Source organism: Streptomyces sp. NPDC046465, assembly GCF_040646035.1.
Taxonomy (GTDB): Bacteria; Actinomycetota; Actinomycetes; order Streptomycetales; family Streptomycetaceae; genus Streptomyces.
In genome coordinates this window covers 276,201-293,023 of sequence record NZ_JBEYZK010000011.1, presented here as the reverse complement: position 1 = coordinate 293,023, position 16,823 = coordinate 276,201, and the positions used below count along the sequence as shown (strand labels likewise).

15 protein-coding genes are annotated in these 16,823 nt (G+C 72.1%); 9 read left to right on the top strand and 6 right to left on the bottom strand.

What is annotated here, in order from left to right; translation table 11 throughout:
* The first annotated feature begins 67 nt into the window (after nt 1-67).
* The 3 genes from ABZ953_RS19475 (at nt 68) to ABZ953_RS19465 (ending at nt 3,877) form a co-directional block, all read left to right on the top strand.
* Nucleotides 68-1,300, top strand: a complete 1,233-nt coding sequence (locus ABZ953_RS19475) for an arginine deiminase (RefSeq protein WP_361725035.1) — start codon at nt 68-70, stop codon at nt 1,298-1,300.
* 97 nt (nt 1,301-1,397) lie between these two features.
* Nucleotides 1,398-2,396, top strand: a complete 999-nt coding sequence (gene argF / locus ABZ953_RS19470) for an ornithine carbamoyltransferase (RefSeq protein ID WP_361725032.1) — start codon at nt 1,398-1,400, stop codon at nt 2,394-2,396.
* A 26-nt stretch (nt 2,397-2,422) separates the two neighbouring features.
* Nucleotides 2,423-3,877, top strand: coding sequence for an amino acid permease (locus ABZ953_RS19465; protein WP_361725029.1), 1,455 nt, complete (start codon nt 2,423-2,425; stop codon nt 3,875-3,877).
* Here the strand turns inward: ABZ953_RS19465 and ABZ953_RS19460 are convergent.
* A complete protein-coding gene (locus ABZ953_RS19460; RefSeq protein WP_361725116.1) occupies nt 3,843-4,289 on the bottom strand; it encodes an ATP-binding protein in 447 nt (148 codons plus the stop codon). The genes ABZ953_RS19465 and ABZ953_RS19460 overlap by 35 nt on opposite strands.
* A gap of 232 nt (nt 4,290-4,521) precedes the next feature.
* Between ABZ953_RS19460 and ABZ953_RS19455 the strand changes: the two genes are divergently transcribed.
* Both ABZ953_RS19455 and ABZ953_RS19450 read left to right on the top strand, forming a co-directional pair.
* A complete protein-coding gene (locus ABZ953_RS19455) occupies nt 4,522-5,349 on the top strand; it encodes an enoyl-CoA hydratase family protein (RefSeq protein ID WP_361725026.1) in 828 nt (275 codons plus the stop codon).
* Between the two features lie 2 nt (nt 5,350-5,351).
* Entirely contained in the window at nt 5,352-7,697 is a 2,346-nt protein-coding gene (locus tag ABZ953_RS19450) for a bifunctional salicylyl-CoA 5-hydroxylase/oxidoreductase (protein ID WP_361725023.1), read from the top strand.
* Here ABZ953_RS19450 and ABZ953_RS19445 read toward each other — a convergent pair.
* Genes ABZ953_RS19445 through ABZ953_RS19435 form a run of 3 tightly spaced genes read right to left on the bottom strand, consistent with a single transcriptional unit; the run spans nt 7,672 to nt 10,715 of the window.
* The gene (locus ABZ953_RS19445; protein ID WP_361725020.1) at nt 7,672-8,262 is read right to left on the bottom strand and encodes a HutD family protein; all 591 of its coding nucleotides are present in this window, start codon (nt 8,260-8,262) and stop codon (nt 7,672-7,674) included. The two genes, ABZ953_RS19450 and ABZ953_RS19445, sit on opposite strands and share 26 nt — an antisense overlap.
* The gene (locus ABZ953_RS19440; protein WP_361725017.1) at nt 8,259-9,071 is read right to left on the bottom strand and encodes a PaaX family transcriptional regulator C-terminal domain-containing protein; all 813 of its coding nucleotides are present in this window, start codon (nt 9,069-9,071) and stop codon (nt 8,259-8,261) included. Before ABZ953_RS19440 ends, ABZ953_RS19445 begins: the two co-directional genes overlap by 4 nt.
* A 9-nt stretch (nt 9,072-9,080) precedes the next feature.
* The gene (locus ABZ953_RS19435; protein WP_361725014.1) at nt 9,081-10,715 is read right to left on the bottom strand and encodes an AMP-binding protein; all 1,635 of its coding nucleotides are present in this window, start codon (nt 10,713-10,715) and stop codon (nt 9,081-9,083) included.
* A 109-nt stretch (nt 10,716-10,824) separates the two neighbouring features.
* Between ABZ953_RS19435 and ABZ953_RS19430 the strand changes: the two genes are divergently transcribed.
* The 4 genes from ABZ953_RS19430 to ABZ953_RS19415 all read left to right on the top strand — a co-directional run bounded on the left by ABZ953_RS19430 (nt 10,825) and on the right by ABZ953_RS19415 (nt 14,316).
* Nucleotides 10,825-12,114 (top strand): acyl-CoA dehydrogenase, encoded by a 1,290-nt coding sequence (locus ABZ953_RS19430; protein WP_361725011.1) that lies wholly within the window; start codon nt 10,825-10,827, stop codon nt 12,112-12,114.
* Complete coding sequence (locus ABZ953_RS19425; RefSeq protein ID WP_361725008.1) at nt 12,111-12,512, top strand: RidA family protein; 402 nt, start codon at nt 12,111-12,113, stop codon at nt 12,510-12,512. The genes ABZ953_RS19430 and ABZ953_RS19425 overlap by 4 nt, the downstream gene beginning before the upstream one ends.
* 24 nt (nt 12,513-12,536) lie before the next feature.
* Nucleotides 12,537-13,442 carry an alpha/beta hydrolase gene (locus ABZ953_RS19420; protein ID WP_361725005.1) on the top strand — a complete coding sequence of 302 codons (906 nt, stop codon included), beginning with the start codon at nt 12,537-12,539 and terminating at the stop codon, nt 13,440-13,442.
* A 121-nt stretch (nt 13,443-13,563) separates the two neighbouring features.
* On the top strand, nt 13,564-14,316 hold the full coding sequence (locus ABZ953_RS19415) for a hypothetical protein (protein ID WP_361725002.1): 753 nt from the start codon (nt 13,564-13,566) through the stop codon (nt 14,314-14,316).
* Here the strand turns inward: ABZ953_RS19415 and ABZ953_RS19410 are convergent.
* Both ABZ953_RS19410 and ABZ953_RS19405 read right to left on the bottom strand, forming a co-directional pair.
* Entirely contained in the window at nt 14,288-15,148 is an 861-nt protein-coding gene (locus ABZ953_RS19410; RefSeq protein WP_361724999.1) for a methyltransferase domain-containing protein, read from the bottom strand. The genes ABZ953_RS19415 and ABZ953_RS19410 overlap by 29 nt on opposite strands.
* A 151-nt stretch (nt 15,149-15,299) precedes the next feature.
* On the bottom strand, nt 15,300-16,415 hold the full coding sequence (locus ABZ953_RS19405) for an NAD(P)/FAD-dependent oxidoreductase (protein WP_361724996.1): 1,116 nt from the start codon (nt 16,413-16,415) through the stop codon (nt 15,300-15,302).
* Nucleotides 16,416-16,823: the final 408 nt, after the last annotated feature.

Here is a 16,823-nt window from a genome sequence, read left to right as displayed (position 1 = left end):
CTCCGAGTGCGGCGGCTTTGGCCGCAAAGACGGGCGTCGGCCGTCCGGCCGGGGAAAGATGGGTCCCATGGGATTCCATGTCGACTCCGAAGCCGGGCGGCTGCGCCGCGTCATACTGCACCGCCCGGATCTGGAGCTCAAGCGGCTGACTCCGAGCAACAAGAACGCGCTCCTCTTCGACGACGTCCTGTGGGTGCGCCGGGCCCGCCAGGAGCACGACGGGTTCGCGGACGTGCTGCGCGACCGGGGCGTGGCGGTCCACCTCTTCGGCGACCTGCTGACCGAGACCCTGGACGTGCCCGCCGCCCGCCTCCTCGTCCTGGACCGGGTCTTCGACGAGAAGGAGTACGGCCCGCTGGCCACCGACCACCTGCGGGCCGCGTTCGAGACGATGCCGTCCGTGGAGCTCGCCGAGGCGCTGGTGGGCGGCATGACCAAGCGGGAGTTCCTGGCGGCGCACCCGGAGCCGACCTCGGTGCGCTTCCACTGCATGGACCTGGACGACTTCCTGATCGGCCCGCTGCCCAACCACCTCTTCACCCGCGACACCTCCGCCTGGATCTACGACGGCGTCTCCATCAACGCGATGCGCTGGCCGGCCCGGCAGCGCGAGACCGTGCACTTCGAGGCGATCTACCAGCACCATCCGCTCTTCCGCGACGAGTACTTCAACGTCTGGTCGCAGGGCCAGGCGGACTACCCCTCGACCATTGAGGGCGGCGACGTCCTGGTGATCGGCAAGGGCGCGGTGCTCATCGGCATGAGCGAGCGCACCACTCCGCAGGCCGTCGAGATGCTCGCGCACAAGCTGTTCGCGGCGGGCTCGGCGCAGACGATCGTCGCCCTCGACATGCCGAAGCGGCGCGCCTTCATGCACCTCGACACGGTCATGACGATGGTCGACGGCGACACCTTCACGCAGTACGCGGGCCTCGGCATGCTCCGCTCGTACACCATCGAACCGGGCGTCGGCGACCGGGAGTTGAAGGTCACCGACCATCCGCCCGAGAACATGCACCGGGCCATCGCCGCCGCGCTCGGCCTCGACGCGATCCGCGTGCTCACCGCCACGCAGGACGTGCACGCGGCCGAGCGCGAGCAGTGGGACGACGGCTGCAACGTGCTCGCCGTGGAGCCCGGTGTCGTCGTCGCGTACGAGAGGAACTCCACGACCAACACCTTTCTGCGCAAGCAGGGCATCGAGGTGATCGAGATCCTGGGGAGCGAGCTGGGGCGGGGCCGGGGCGGGCCGCGGTGCATGAGCTGCCCGGTGGAGCGCGACGCGGTGCCCGGGGCGTGAGAGACAGCGGTAGCGACTGTATATAAATGTGGAAGGTCGTATATAGTTTCAAGGTCACCGTATCCCGACCCCTGTTTCCGCATCCCTGGAGCGCCTCATGGCCACAGATCTCACCGGCCGCCACTTCCTCAAGGAGCTGGACTTCACCGCCGACGAGTTCCGCGCTCTTGTCGACCTGGCCGCAGAGCTGAAGGCGGCCAAGAAGGCCGGGGCGGAGACACGGCGGCTGCACGGCAGGAACATCGCGCTGATCTTCGAGAAGAGCTCGACGAGGACCCGCTGCGCCTTCGAGGTGGCCGCCGCCGACCAGGGGGCCTCGACAACCTACATCGACCCGTCCGGCTCGCACATCGGCAAGAAGGAGTCCTCCAAGGACACCGCCCGGGTGCTCGGCCGGATGTTCGACGCCATCGAGTTCCGCGGGGACGCGCAGGACACGGTCGAGACGCTCGCCGCCCACGCGGGGGTGCCCGTCTACAACGGCCTGACCAATGACTGGCACCCGACCCAGATGCTCGCCGACGTGCTCACGATGACCGAGCACACCACCAAGCCCCTGAACCGGACCGCCTTCGCCTACCTCGGCGACGCCCGCTTCAACATGGGCAACTCCTACCTGGTCACCGGCGCCCTGCTCGGCATGGACGTCCGCATCGTCGCGCCCAGGGCCTACTGGCCCGCCGAGGCGGTCGTGGCCCGCGCCCGCGCGCTCGCCGAGGCCAGTGGCGCCCGGCTCACGCTCACCGAGGACGTCGCCGAGGGCGTCCTGGGCGCCGATTTCGTCGGTACCGACGTCTGGGTGTCGATGGGGGAGGCGCCGGAGGTCTGGGCCGAGCGCATAGCCGCCCTCGCGCCGTACGCGGTGACGATGGACGTCCTGCGCGCCACCGGCAACCCGGACGTGAAATTCCTGCACTGCCTGCCCGCCTTCCACGACCTGGGCACCCAGGTCGCGCGAGAGCTCCACGCGACGTACGGCCTGTCGTCCCTGGAAGTCACCGACGAGGTCTTCGAGTCGGCCCACTCCGTGGTCTTCGACGAGGCCGAGAACCGACTGCACACGATCAAGGCGGTCCTGGTCGCGACCCTGGCCTGACCTGCCCCAGAAACGAGAACCACCCCATGAGCCCCACGCGTACCACCGGGCTTCGCATCAAGTCCCCCGAGCGGCTCGTCGCCGAATCGGGGGCGGACCTCGAAGGCCACGGCCTGAAGCGCACCATGGGGCTCTTCCAGCTCGTGTGCTTCGGCGTCGGCGCCATCGTCGGCACCGGCATCTTCGTCGGCCTCTCCGACTCCGTCGCCGAGGCCGGTCCCGCCGTCGCCGTCTCCTACGTCCTCGCGGCCGTGACCTGCATCTTCACCGCCTTCTCGTTCGCCGAGCTGGGCGGCGCGATCCCCGTCTCGGGCAGCTCGTACTCCTTCGCGTACGCCTCACTGGGCGAGCGGACCGCGTTCCTCGTGGGCTGGTGCCTGCTCCTGGAGTACGGCGTCTCCGTCTCCGCGGTCGCCGTCGGCTGGAGCCAGTACCTGAACGAACTGCTCCACAGCCTCACCGGCTGGGAGCTGCCCGCCGCACTGTCCGCGGGACCGGGCGAGGGCGGCGCGGTGAACCTGCCCGCGGTGGTGGTCATCCTGCTCGCCGCCGTCCTCCTGGTGCGCGGCATCCGGGAGAGCGCCGGGGCCACGGCGGCCATGGCGGTGCTGAAGATCGCCATCCTGCTGCTCTTCCTCGCCGTCGCGTTCACCGCGTTCGAGGACGGCAACCTCACGCCCTTCGCGGGCGCGGGTGTCTCCGGCATCACCGCGGGCGCCTCGCTCGCCTTCTTCTCGTTCATCGGCTTCGACGCGGTCACCACGGCGGGCGAGGAGGTGCGCGACCCGCGGCGGAACATCCCTCTCGCGATCCTGATCTGCATCGGCGTCGTCACGCTGCTCTACGTCGCCGTGGCGCTCGCCGCCATCGGCGCGCTCGGCCCGGACTCCGTCGCCGACAAACCCGCCGCGCTCTCGCTCGTCGTCAACCAGGTCACCGACTCGACCGTCGGCGGCGGCATCATCGCCTTCGGCGCGGTCGTGGCCATCGCGTCCGTCGTGCTCGCCGTGATGTACGGCCAGACCCGCATCCTGATGTCGATGTCCCGCGACGGCCTCATGCCCCGCGTCTTCGAACGCGTCTCGCCGCGCACCTCGACCCCGGTCGCCAACACCTGGATCGTCGCGGCGGTCGTCGCCGTGCCCGCCGCCTTCTCGTCGCTCGACGTCGTCGTGGGCCTGACCACCATCGGCACCCTGGCGATCATGGTCGTGGTCAATGTCGCGGTGATCGCGCTGCGCCGCTCCGCCCCCGGACTGCGGCGCACCTTCCGGGTGCCGCTCTACCCGGTGAGCCCGGTCCTCGGCGTGGGCTTCTGCCTGTATCTGATCTGGGGCACGGGCTGGACGACGTGGCTGCAGTTCGCCGTGTTCCTCGTGGTGGGCGCCGTCGTCTACGCGCTCTACGGCCGCGGCCACTCGCGGCTCGGCCGGGGCGAGGCCCCGGTCAGTGCCGGTGCGGGGGCCTCGCGGGAAGCGTGAACCAGACCGCCTTGCCGGACGCGGTGGGGCGGTGGCCGCAGGACGAGCTGAGGGTGCGGATCAGGAGCAGGCCGCGCCCGTGCTCCTGCCAGGGGTCCGGGACGCAGGACGCGTCCGGGTCGGTGAGGTCGCCGGGCGGCAGCGGGTTGGAGTCGTGCACCTCGACCTGGCAGCCGGTCGGCAGCAGTTCGATCACCAGCTCTATGGGGTCCTGCCCGCCGGTGTGCTCGACGGCGTTGGCCACCAGCTCGGCGGTGAGCAGCTCGGCGGTGTCGGTGTCGGCGGACGACTCGATGTCGGTGAGCGCCGTACGGACCAGTGCGCGCGCCACAGGCACGGCTGCCGTGGTGTGCGGCAGCGCGATGCGCCACGAGGTGGGCGGGGAGGCTTCGTGCAAGGCGGGTCCGTTCAGGGCAGCAGGAGGGCGGTCCTGCTTTCAACCGTACGAATCTTAAGCGCTATGTCGACAGGGTCCACGGTCGGGCATCACCGGGACGTCCGTCCCGGCTTCCCTGCCGCTTCTTACGGCCCTGTCGCGGCGTGTTATCGCGTACTCCTGACGACAGTCACAGAACAGTGATAACTTCGAGAGGTAGCCCACTCTCCAGCGCACTCCAGCCCCCAGGCCGAGGAGGCCGCACCTGATGAGTCCCTTCACCGGCTCCGCGACCCGCACCCCCGACTGGCGGCATCTGCGCCTCACCGTCGACGACGGCGTCGCCACGGTCACCCTCGCCCGCCCCGACAAGCTCAACGCGCTCACCTTCGGCGCCTACGCCGACCTGCGCGACCTGCTCGCCGAGCTCTCCCGCGACAAGTCCGTACGCGCCCTCGTGCTCGGCGGCGAGGGGCGCGGCTTCTGCTCGGGCGGCGACGTGGACGAGATCATCGGCGCCACGCTCGCCATGGACACCGCCCAGCTCCTCGACTTCAACCGCATGACCGGACAGGTCGTACGGGCCGTCCGTGAATGCCCCTTCCCGGTCGTCGCCGCCGTGCACGGGGTCGCCGCGGGAGCCGGAGCGGTGCTCGCCCTCGCCTCGGACTTCCGCGTCGCGGACCCGTCCGCCCGGTTCTCCTTCCTCTTCACCCGGGTGGGCCTCTCCGGCGGCGACATGGGCGCCGCCTACCTCCTGCCGCGCGTCGTCGGACTCGGCCACGCCACCCGGCTGCTCATGCTGGGCGAACCGGTGCGCGCCCCCGAGGCCGAACGAATCGGCCTGATCAGCGAGTTGACGGAGGAGGGCAAGGCGGCCGAGGCCGCGCAGTCACTGGCCCGCCGCCTCGCCGAAGGACCCGCCCTCGCCTATGCCCAGACCAAGGCGCTGCTCACCGCCGAGCTCGACATGCCGCTCGCCGCCTCCGTCGAACTGGACGCGTCGACCCAGGCGCTGCTCATGAACGGCGAGGACTACGCCGAGTTCCACGCGGCCTTCACGGAGAAGCGCCCGCCGAAGTGGCAGGGGCGCTGACCATGGCGACGACCCCGCCCACGACCCCTTCCACCACCCCGCCCCCGGCACCGAACGCGGCGCACCGCATCGCCGTCATCGGCGGCGGCCCCGGCGGGCTCTATGCCGCGGCCCTGCTCAAGCGCCTCGACCCCGCCCGCGAGATCACCGTCTGGGAGCGCAACGCCCCCGACGACACCTTCGGCTTCGGCGTCGTCCTCTCCGACGAGACCCTCGGCGGCATCGAGCACGCCGACCCCGCCGTCTACGCCGCGCTACAGGCCGAGTTCGTGCGCTGGGACGACATCGACATCGTGCACGGCGACCGGCGGTACACCTCCGGCGGCCACGGCTTCGCGGCGCTGGGGCGGCGCAGGCTCCTGGAGATCCTGCACGCACGCTGCCGCGACCTCGGCGTCGAGCTGCGCTTTCGCACCGAGGCGCCGCCCGCCGCCGAGCTCTCCTCGGCGTATGACCTGGTCGTCGCGGCGGACGGCGTGCACAGCCTCACCCGCGACGCGCACGCCGACGTCTTCGGGCCGAGCCTCACCACCCACCGCTGCCGCTACATCTGGCTCGCCGCCGACTTCGCCTTCGACGCGTTCCGCTTCGAGATCGCCGAGACCGAGCACGGCGTGATGCAGCTGCACGGCTACCCCTTCTCCGCGTCCGGTACCGGCGCGTCCACCGTCATCGTCGAGATGCGCGAGGAGGTCTGGGAGGCCGCGGGCTTCGCCGGGCTCGACGAGCGGGAGTCCACCGAACGCTGCGCCAAGATCTTCACGGACGCGCTCGGCGGCCGCCCCCTGCGCGGCAACAAGTCCTCCTGGATCAACTTCCGCACCGTCGTCAACACCCGCTGGTCGCACGGCAACACGGTCCTGCTCGGCGACGCGGCCCACACCGCGCACTTCTCCATCGGCTCCGGCACCAAGCTCGCCGTCGAGGACGCCCTCGCGCTCGCCGCCTGCCTGACGGAACAGCCCGACGTCCCGGCCGCGCTCCGGGCGTACGAGGCGGAGCGCCGCCCCGTCGTCGCCTCCACGCAGCGCGCGGCCCGCGCCAGCCTGGAGTGGTTCGAGCGGCTGCCCGACCACCTCGGGCAGCCGCCGCGCCAGTTCGCGTTCAACCTGCTCACCCGCAGCCGCCGCGTCACGCACGACAACCTCCGGCTGCGCGACGACCGCTTCACCCGCTCCGTCGAGCGCGAATTCGGCTGCCCGGACGGTACGCCGCCCATGTTCACGCCCTTCCGGCTGCGCGAACTGACCCTGCGCAACCGCGTCGTCGTCTCCCCGATGGACATGTACTCCGCCGTGGACGGCGTCCCCGGCGACTTCCACCTGGTGCACCTGGGCGCGCGGGCCCTCGGCGGCGCGGGCCTGGTCATGACCGAGATGGTGTGCGTCAGCGAGCGTGGCCGCATCACGCCGGGCTGCGCCGGTCTCTACACCGACGAGCAGGCCGAGGCCTGGCGCCGCGTCACGGACTTCGCGCACGCGCAGGCGCCCGGCACGGCCATCGGTCTGCAGCTCGGCCACTCGGGCCGCAAGGGCTCCACGAAGCTGATGTGGGAGGGCATCGACGACCCGCTGCCCGACGCCAACTGGCCCCTTGAGGCCGCCTCCCCGCTCCCGTACAAGCCGGGCAGCCAGACCCCGCACGAGCTCTCCCGGGCCGGACTGACCGCGATCCGCGAGCAGTTCGTGGCGGCGGCCCGCCGCGCCGAGCGGGCCGGTTTCGACCTCCTCGAACTGCACTGCGCCCACGGCTATCTGCTCTCCGGCTTTCTCTCCCCGCTCACCAACCACCGCACGGACGCGTACGGCGGCCCGCTGTCCGCCCGGCTCCGCTTCCCCCTCGAAGTCTTCGACGCGGTGCGCGACGTGTGGCCGCGGGCCAAGCCCATGACGGTCCGCATCTCCGCCACCGACTGGGCCGACGGCGGCAATACGGCCGAGGACGCCGTCGAGATCGCCCGTGCCTTCGCCGCGCACGGCGCCGACGCGATCGACGTCTCGACGGGCCAGGTGGTCTCGGACGAACGCCCCGACTACGGCCGCTCCTACCAGACGCCGTACGCCGACCGCATCCGCAACCGGACCGGCATCCCCGTGATCACGGTCGGCGCCGTCTCCTCCTGGGACGACGTCAACTCCCTGCTCCTCGCGGGCCGCGCGGACCTCTGCGCCCTGGCCCGCCCGCACCTCTACGACCCGCACTGGACCCTGCACGCCGCGGCCGAACAGGGCTACTCGGGTCCGGGCGCGACCTGGCCCGTCCAGTACCGCGCGGGCAGCCGGAGGCCCCAGACCGGTCGCACGGACGCCCCCAAGCAGCGGCTCACGCTGGGCGACCGAGCGGGCTGAGCGGGCTGAGCGCGCTGATCGTGACCCGGGCCACCGTGCCCTCGCCCCGCAGCGTCAGCGCCCCCGGACCATCCCGGCGCACGCAGTCGAGACGGCCCAGCGCGATCGCCCGGCCGTCAGGGCCGCCGACGGTGACACCTTCGGTGACGGCCATGACGAGCAGGGTCTCGCCCGCGGCGCACGCGGCCTCCGTCGCCCGTTCGGCGGTGACCGGGACGATCCGGACCTCGGCCGTCGCCCGGCCCCTGCGGGTCATCACGTTCATGTTGCGGACCGCGCCCGCCGTCAGTCGGCAGTCCGTCTCCGCGTCGCCGGGGAAGGTGAAAGGGCTCAGGGAACCGACCGGGTGCGAGGCCCCGTCCACGGTCAGCACCATGCCGTCGCCCTCGACCGGGGTGATCACGCGGTCGAGCCCGGGGAAGACGGAGAAGGCGCCGTCCCCGGCCACGTCCGCGACGCTCAACCGCCAGTCGTCACCGTCCGCGACCTCCCTGGTCGTACCGCCGCCGTTCTTCCACGGCACGCTGCGGTACGCGCTCCAGCGCAGCACGTCCGTGTCCCTCATGCGGGGCCCACGAACCGCGCCCCGGCCTCCCGCAGCCGCTCGTCCAGGGCCGCGAACACCGCCGCCGAGCGGGCGCCGGGCCACTCCTCGGGCAGCAGGGCGGCGGGCAGACCCGGGTCGGCGTAGGGGAGTTGCCGCCAGGAGTCCAGGGCGAGGAGGTAGTCGCGGTAGGCCTCCTCGGCCGGTGGCGCGTCCTCGCGGGACTCCCAGGAGCGCAGCACCGGCTCGTGCCGGTCGAGGAACGCCTCGTGCTGCTTGGCCAGGGCCGCCAGGTCCCACCATCGTGCGACCGCCTCGGCCGTCGCCGCGAAGCCCAGGTGCTCGCCGCGGAACAGGTCGACGTACGGGGCGAGTTGGAGCCGGTCCAGGGTGTGCCGTGTCTCCTCGTAGAGATGGGCGGGGGCGATCCAGACGCCGGGGGCCGCCGTGCCGAAGCCGAGGCCCGCGAGGCGGGAGCGCAGCACGTGCCGCTTGTTGCGTTCCGCCTCGGGGACGGAGAACACGGCGAGGACCCAGCCGCCCTCCTGTCGCGCGGCCTCCGTGCCGTAGATGCGGCGGTCGCCGTCCTCCAGGAGCTGGCGGGCGTCGGGCGAGAGTGCGTACCCCGCGGCGCCCGCCTCGGTGCGCGCGGGCACGAGGAGGCCGCGCCGCTTCAGACGGGACACCGAGGAGCGCACCGACGGCGCGTCCACGCCCGCCGGTGCGAGGAGGCGCACCAGTTCGGCCACCGGGACCGGGCCGGCCGCGGCCCGCCCGTAGGCGCCGTAGAAGGTGACGATCAGGGACCGTGGAGTGTGCTGCTCGGACACGTGATCACTCTACGGGCGTCCGGGCCCCGCCGCCCGCAGCCGGAACCGCTGCAACTTGCCCGTGGCCGTCCGCGGGAGCGCGTCCAGGAAGACGATCTCGCGCGGGCACTTGTACGGCACGAGTTCCGCCCTGACGAATGCGCGCAGCCGGTCCGCGTCCGGCGTCGAGCCCGCGCGCGGGACCACATACGCCACCGCCACCTGCCCGCGCAGTTCGTCGGGGCGCCCCACGACCGCTGTCTCCGCGACGTCGGGATGGCGCAGGAGGGCCTCCTCCACCTCCGGGCCCGCGATGTTGTACCCGGCCGAAATGATCATGTCGTCCGCGCGCGCGACGTAGTGGAAGTAGCCGTCGGCGTCGCGGATGTAGGTGTCGCCGGTGATGTTCCAGCCGTGCCGCACGTACTGCGCCTGGCGGTCGTCGGCGAGGTAGCGGCAGCCCACCGGGCCGCGCACGGCGAGCAGACCGGGCTCGCCGTCCGGCACCGGCGTGCCCGCGTCGTCGACCACGCGCGCGTGCCACCCCGGTACGGCCCGTCCCGTCGTGCCGGGTCTGATCGCGTCGTCGGCGGCGGAGATGAAGATGTGCAGCAGTTCGGTCGCGCCGATGCCGTTGATGACGCGGTGCCCGGTGCGTTGGTGCCAGGCCTGCCAGGTGGCCGCGGGGAGGTTCTCACCGGCCGAGACGCAGCGGCGCAGGGAGGACACGTCGTGCCCGTCGAGCTGGTCGAGCATCGTGCGGTACGCGGTCGGCGCGGTGAAGAGCACCGTGATCCCGTGCCGGCCGATCGCGGGCAACAGCTGCTTGGGCGCGGCCTGTTCGAGCAGGACGGACGAGGCGCCGAAGCGCAGCGGGAAGATGACGAGGCCGCCGAGCCCGAAGGTGAAGCCGAGCGGCGGGCTGCCCGCGAAGACGTCGTCGGGGACCGGCTTCAGGATGTGCCGGGCGAAGGTGTCGGCGATGGCGAGCACGTCGCGGTGGAAGTGCATGCACCCCTTGGGGCGGCCGGTCGTGCCGGAGGTGAACGCGATGAGCGCGACGTCGTCGGCCGCCGTGTCCACCGCCTCGTACCGCTCGGGCCGCCCGGCGGCGCGCGCGAGGAGGTCGTCGGGCCCCTCGCCCCCGTACGTGGTGACGCTCAGGCCCGGCACCCCGGCCTTGATCAGGTCGTCCACCGACCGGACGTCGCACAGCGCGTGCCGCACCTCGGCTATCTCGCACATGGTGGCCAGCTCCTGCGAGCGCTGCTGGGCCAGTACCATCACGGCGACCGCGCCCGCCTTCAGCACGGCGAGCCAGCAGGCCGCGAGCCACGGCGAGGTGGGCCCGCGCAGCAGCACGCGCCCGCCGGGCAGGACGCCGAGTTCGTCGGTGAGGACATGCGCGATCCGGTCGACGTGCTGCCGCAGCCTGCCGTACGTCCAGATCTCGCCGGACGCCGCGTGGAAGGCGGGGCGCTCGGAGCCGAACCGTTCGAGGGTCCGGTCCAGGAGCTCCGCGCCGCAGTTGAGGCGGTCGGGGTAGTGCAGCTCAGGGCGGTCGTGCACCAGCGCGGGCCACTGTTCGCGCGGCGGGAGATGGTCCCGGGCGAACGTGTCGATGTGGCCGGATGGTGTCAGCCCGTGCTTGCCGGTGGATCCCATGGCGGCTCTGCCCCCTTGCCTGCCGGTCGGGCGCTGTGGTGGGCTCGCTCCATGAGCGTATCGTGATGGTGACGACAGTCAACGGTGCGCGATAAAGGAGGGGTCCGCGGTGACGGCATTCTCGCTCAATCCCGAACAAACCGCCCGTTGTGCGGAGCTGCGCACGCTGGCCGCCGAGCGGCTGCGCCCGCTCGCGGAGAAGGGCGAACCGGGCCATGTGAACCGGCCACTGGTCGCGGCACTCGGCGAACTGGGCTTGCTGGGGGCACTGTTCGAGGGGGGAGAGGCGGGAGAGGGCGCGGGGAGAGCCGCGGGCTCGGGCGAAGGCGCGGGCTCGGGCGAAGGCGCGGGCCCAGGTGGCGCTCCCTCAGGGGCGCGGGGAACCGCGCGACCAGCCACATCCAGCGCCGGGAAGACCGGTGGGGCCTCCGCCATGGACCTCTGCCTGACCCGCGAGTCCCTCGCGTACGCCTGCACGGAGGCCGAGACCGCCCTCGCCCTGCAGGGCCTCGGCGCCCACCCCGTGCACGCCCACGGCTCCCCGGCGCAGCGGGAACGCTGGCTGCCGCCCGTCCGCGCCGGACAGGCCGTCGCGGCCTTCGCGCTCTCCGAGCCGGGCGCGGGCTCCGACGCGGCGGCCCTGGACCTCACGGCGGCACCGGACGGCCCCGACGGCTGGCGCCTCACCGGCGAGAAGTGCTGGATCTCGAACGCCCCCGAAGCCGACTTCTACACCGTCTTCGCCCGTACGAGGGCGGGCGCGGGAGCCCGCGGCGTGACCGCGTTCCTCGTCCCCGCCGACCGCGCGGGCCTCACCGGCACCCCCCTCGACATGCTCTCCCCGCACCCGATCGGCGCACTCGCCTTCGACGGCGTGCCGGTCGGCCTGGGCGACGTGCTCGGTGAGGTCGACCGCGGCTTCCGGGTCGCGATGACCACCCTCAACCGGTTCCGGCCCAGCGTCGGCGCCTTCGCGGTCGGCATGGCCCAGTCCGCCCTCGACGCGACGCTGGCCCACACCGCCGCACGGACCGCGTTCGGCGGCACCCTCAAGGACCTCCAGTCCGTCGCGCACCAGGTCGCCGAGATGGCCACGCGCACCGAGGCGGCCCGCCTGATGGTGTACGCGGCGGCCGAGGCGTACGACCGCGAAGGACCCCAGGGCCCCGGCATCGCCCGGCGCGCCGCCATGGCCAAGCTCATCGCCACCGAGACCGCCCAGTACGTGGTCGACGCGGCCGTCCAACTGCACGGCGCCCGCGCCCTGCGCCGCGGCCACCTCCTCGAACACCTCTACCGCGAGGTGCGCGCGCCCCGCATCTACGAGGGCGCGAGCGAGGTCCAGCGCACGGTCATCGCCAAGGAGCTGTACGCCGACCTGAAGGAGCCCTCCGCATGAGCAGCCTGCACCGCGTCAACCCCGCCGAACTCTCCCCGCCCACCGGCTTCTCGCACGCCGTCACCGCCACCGGCTCCCGCCTCGTCTTCCTCGCCGGACAGACGGCGCTCGACAGCGAGGGCAAGGTCACGGGAGCGACCCTGCCCGAGCAGTTCGAGCGGGCCCTGACCAACCTCCTCACCGCCCTGCGCCACGCGGGCGGCACCCCCGCCGACCTCGCCCGGGTCACCGTCTACGCCACCGACGTGGCCGACTACCGCGCCTGCGCCCCCCAACTGGGCCGCATCTGGCGGAGGTTGGCGGGCCGCGACTACCCCGCGATGGCAGTGGTGGGGGCGGTGAGGCTGTGGGACGATGCCGCGCTCGTGGAGATCGACGGAACGGCCGTACTCGACTGAGCGGCCCGGCCGGGGGGAGCGCATATGCCACAGGTGGAGACCAGCGCGGGGGACGTCGCGTACGAGGACACCGGCGGCGACGGGGTGCCGGTGGTCCTGTTGCACGGCCCGGCCCAGGACGGCACGGTCTGGCGCCGCGTGGTCGCGGAGCTGGGCGCGACGGGCTCGGAGTCGGGCGCGACGGGCTCGGAGTCGGGCGCGCAGGGCTCGTCCGGCCCGGGGTTCCGCTGCCTCGTGCCCACCCTGCCCTACGGCAGCCACCGCGTGCCGCTGCGCCCCGGCGCCGAGCTCACCCCGCGCTCGATGGCGCTGCTCATCGGCGAGTTCGCGGACGCCCTGAAGCTCGGCGACGACGCGGTGTTCGTGGAGAACGACGGGGGCCGCCTCCAGCAGCTCGTCGCCGAACGGCCGGACCGCGTGGGGCGGTTGGTGATCGCCGGATGCGAGGCCTTCGACAACTATCCGCCGCGTGCGGGCGGCAAAATGATGGCGGCGGCGGCCCGGGTGCCCGGCGGCATCGCACTCATGGCGAACGTCCTCGCGGTCCGGCCGCTGCGCCGCGTCCCCGGTACGGGCTACGCGGTGATGGCCCACAGACCCGTGCCGGACGACCTGATCGACCGCTGGACCGAACCTCTGCGCAAGGACCCCGTGGCCCGTGACGTCCTGGTCCGCTACCTACGGGCCGCGCACCCCTCGGACATGCTGGACGCGGTCGGCGGCCTGCGCGCCTACGACCGCCCCGCGCTCGTGGTCTGGGGCAGGCAGGACCGCATGATGCCGCCCGAACACGGCCGCAGACTCGCCGAGTTGCTGCCGCGCGGCAGACTCGTGGAGCTGGACGACTGCCGCACCCTGATCCCGCTGGACCGCCCCGAAGGGCTGGCCGCGGCGGTACGCGACTTCGTACGGGAGACGGCTGCCGCGTGAGCACAGGCGGAATGCCGGATACCGGGTGAGGGCTGGGGATCAGTGGGTACCTGGTGACGACCGCGGCCACCCGGGCCGCGGCTTACCGGGACGTTCCAGCGTTCCGCGGGAGGGTGACCACGTGCGGACGACCAAGCTTTCGGGTGTCATCGGGATCACGGTGCTTTCGGCGGCCCTGCTGACTAGTTGCGGTGACGGGGACGACGGCGGGGGCGGTTCGGACAAGCCGTTCGCCAAGGACAGCGCCGACCAGATCGCGGCCAAGGCGGTGGCGGCCACCAAGGGAGCCGACTCGATGCGCCTCAAGGGCGACATGAAGCAGGCCGACGGGAAGTCGGTGAGCCTGGACCTCGCGGTCGACCAGGAGAAGAACTGCGAGGGAACCGTCGACACGGCGGGCTCCAAGGCGGAGCTGCGGCACACGAACGGGACGCTGTACGTGCGCGGCAACGAGCAGTACTGGAAGAACGCGCTGAAGAACCAGCCCGGCTCGGACAAGGTGCTCGCCAAGGTCGCCGACAAGTGGGTCAAGATGCCCGCCGACGACGCCTCGACCTCAGGACTGTGCGACAAGCAGGGCCTGGTCGCGTCGATGGACGAGGACAAGTCGAGCCGCAAGGGCCTGAAGAAGGGCGACACGACGTCGATCGACGGAAAGGAGGCCATCACGCTGACGAAGAAGGCATCCGGCGGCGAGACGCACACCTTCTACGTCGCCACGGAGGGCAAGCCGTACATCCTGCGCAGCTCGGTCAAGGGCGGCGACAAGCCCAACGAGGCGACGTTCAGCGACTACGGCAAGCCCGTGAGCCCGAAGGCTCCGGGCAAGGGCGAGACGGTCGACCTCAAGGAGCTGGCCGCCTCGGGCCGATGACCCGAGTAGCCCGAGTACCCCCAGTAGCTCCAGCAGCACGCTGGTCCTGGTCGGCGCGGGTGATGAGGTGGAAGTGCCGGGCGACGCGCCGGTACGGATCGATACGCCCGGCCTCCCACTCCACCCGCACCACCTCGTCGAGGTCGGCACCGGCGCGCTCGTCCTCCAAGTGGTCGGTGAACACCCGCACTCCGTACCACTGCAGCAGTTCGAGGTGGTGTTCGGCGAGGACCCGCAGGACCATGGCGCGGTCCACGCCCCGGCTGACCGTGCCGATGCTGTTGTCCTCCACCGGGTCGTGCAGTGCCCGCAGCGCGCCGCTCCAGTCGCGCGTCAGTCCGTGCCGTATGGCCAGGGCATCGGCCTGATAGGCGAGGACGGAGACGATGCCGCCGGGGCGCGGGCACTGTGCGAGCGCGCGCAGCAGCGGGACCGGGTCCTCCAGATACATGAGGACGCCGTGGCACAGCACCGCGTCCCATCCGGTGCCGGCCAACTGCGGTGCCTGCTCGCCGAACCCATGGCGGAAGGCGATGCTGCCGGGCGCGTCGGAAGCGTACGGCAACCAGGAGGCGCGGGCCCGGTCCAGCATGGTCGCATCGGGGTCGAGCACGGTGACGTGGTGGCCGCGCTCGGCCAGGAGCCGGGCCTGGACGCCGGTGCCGCCGCCGATGTCGAGCACGCGCTGCGGCGGTGCGGCGGGCAGGTGCTCGGCCAGGGCGCGGTCGACGAGCCGGTGGCGGACGGTGCCGCGGAGCGTGCCGCTGCGGTGGGCGTAGCGGTCGGCGAGCGGTTCACCGGGGCGGGCAGGCGTGGTCCAGGAATTCGTCATGGGTGTCTCTGCATCTGGGGCCGGGGTGTCATGTCCGTTCCGCGCGGGCCGAGGGGCCCGCGCGGTCCGCCGGTCACTGCTCAGCCAGCGGAACACCAAGCCAACGAAGTGAAATCCCTTAAGAAACGGGACAGTTGACTGACGATCGGGCTCACCTGCCGGTCAGCACATCGATCGAGCCCTCCGGAACGCCGAGGTCCGCAAGACCATCGAGGCCTCCGAAGGCCGCCGCCTCGGCGCTGCGGGGGAACATTTCCCGCTCGTACGCGGTGAACGCCGTCTCGATGTCGTCCGGGTGCGCGGCGATGGCCTTGCCGAGTTCGGCGCCGTCGACCATGGCCAGATTGGCGCCTTCGCCGTTCGGGAGCGCGAGGTGGGCGGCGTCACCGAGCAGGGTCACGCCCGGCACCCGGTCCCACCGGTGCTCGGGCGGCAGGGTGTAGAGGGGGCGCAGGGACGGGGGGATGTCGCAGTCGGTGATCAGCGCGAGGATCTCCGGCGCCCAGCCGTCGAACTCCTTCGCGATGCGCGCGGCGGTCGCGGCGGCATCGGTGAAGTCGATCGCGTCGAACCAGTCGAGGGGCCTGTCCAACCCCACGTAGGCGTGCAGAGTCCCGCCCCTTTCCCGGTGGGCGAAGATCTCCCGGTCCGGCGCGGGCACGATCATCGACCCGCCGCCGACCGCTTTCGCGGTGGCCGGGTGCCGGGTGTCGGAGTCGAACAGGTAGGTGTCGACGACCGACTTGCCGGTGTACGCGGGTGTGGCGTCGGAGAGCAGCGGCCGGACCCGCGACCAGGCGCCGTCCGCGCCGACCAGCAGGCCGGTGACGACGGTGCCGCCGTCGGTGAAGGTCACCTCGTGGCGCCCATCGCCGAGGCTCCGCACGCCGCTGACCTTGTGGCCCCACCGCACGGTGCCTGCCGGAAGCGAGTCGAGCAGGATCTCCCGCAGCTCGCCGCGCTGCACCTCGGGGCGGCCTCCCGTGCCGTCGTCGGGCATCTCGTGCAAGACGGCCCCGTCGGGGTCGAGGACCCGCATGACCTGGTGTCCCTCCAGGACGATGCCACGGAACTCGTCCATCAGGCCCGCGTCCGCGAGGGCGAGTTGCCCGTTGTTCTCGTGGATGTCGAGCAGCCCGCCCTGCGCACGAGCGGCGGGGGAGGGCTCGGCCTCGTACACCGTGGCCGGTATTCCGTGCACGTGCAGAACGCGGGCGAGCGTGAGGCCGCCGAGCCCGGCGCCGATGATGGTGACGTCAGTGACCATGGGACTTCTCTCCTGATCGAGGACTGCTGGGCGGATCGCCAACAAGCCTCAATGTCCCGGCAGTCGTCGACAGCCTACCGACAGCCCACCGACAGAGGGCCACCGCCACCGACAGCCGTCCGACAACGTGCGGGCCAACCCGCCGTGTTCGACCGGGAGTTCCGCGTTCTGCGGACGGGGGCCCATACCTCGTGATGTCGCCACCTGACGGCCGATCAACCGGGTTCCGTCCAGGGGCACTTAGCAGATCGGGCACGCATATACGATACCGCCCAGTATGGGAAGCGGTACTTCCAGTCAAGGTTGGCTTACTTCGGGGCCGGGCAGTCGGAGGTCGAGATCGCCGACCTCTACGTCGTGAACAAGGCCGATCAGGACGGAGCCGCACCGCCGGACCCGACCGGGCGC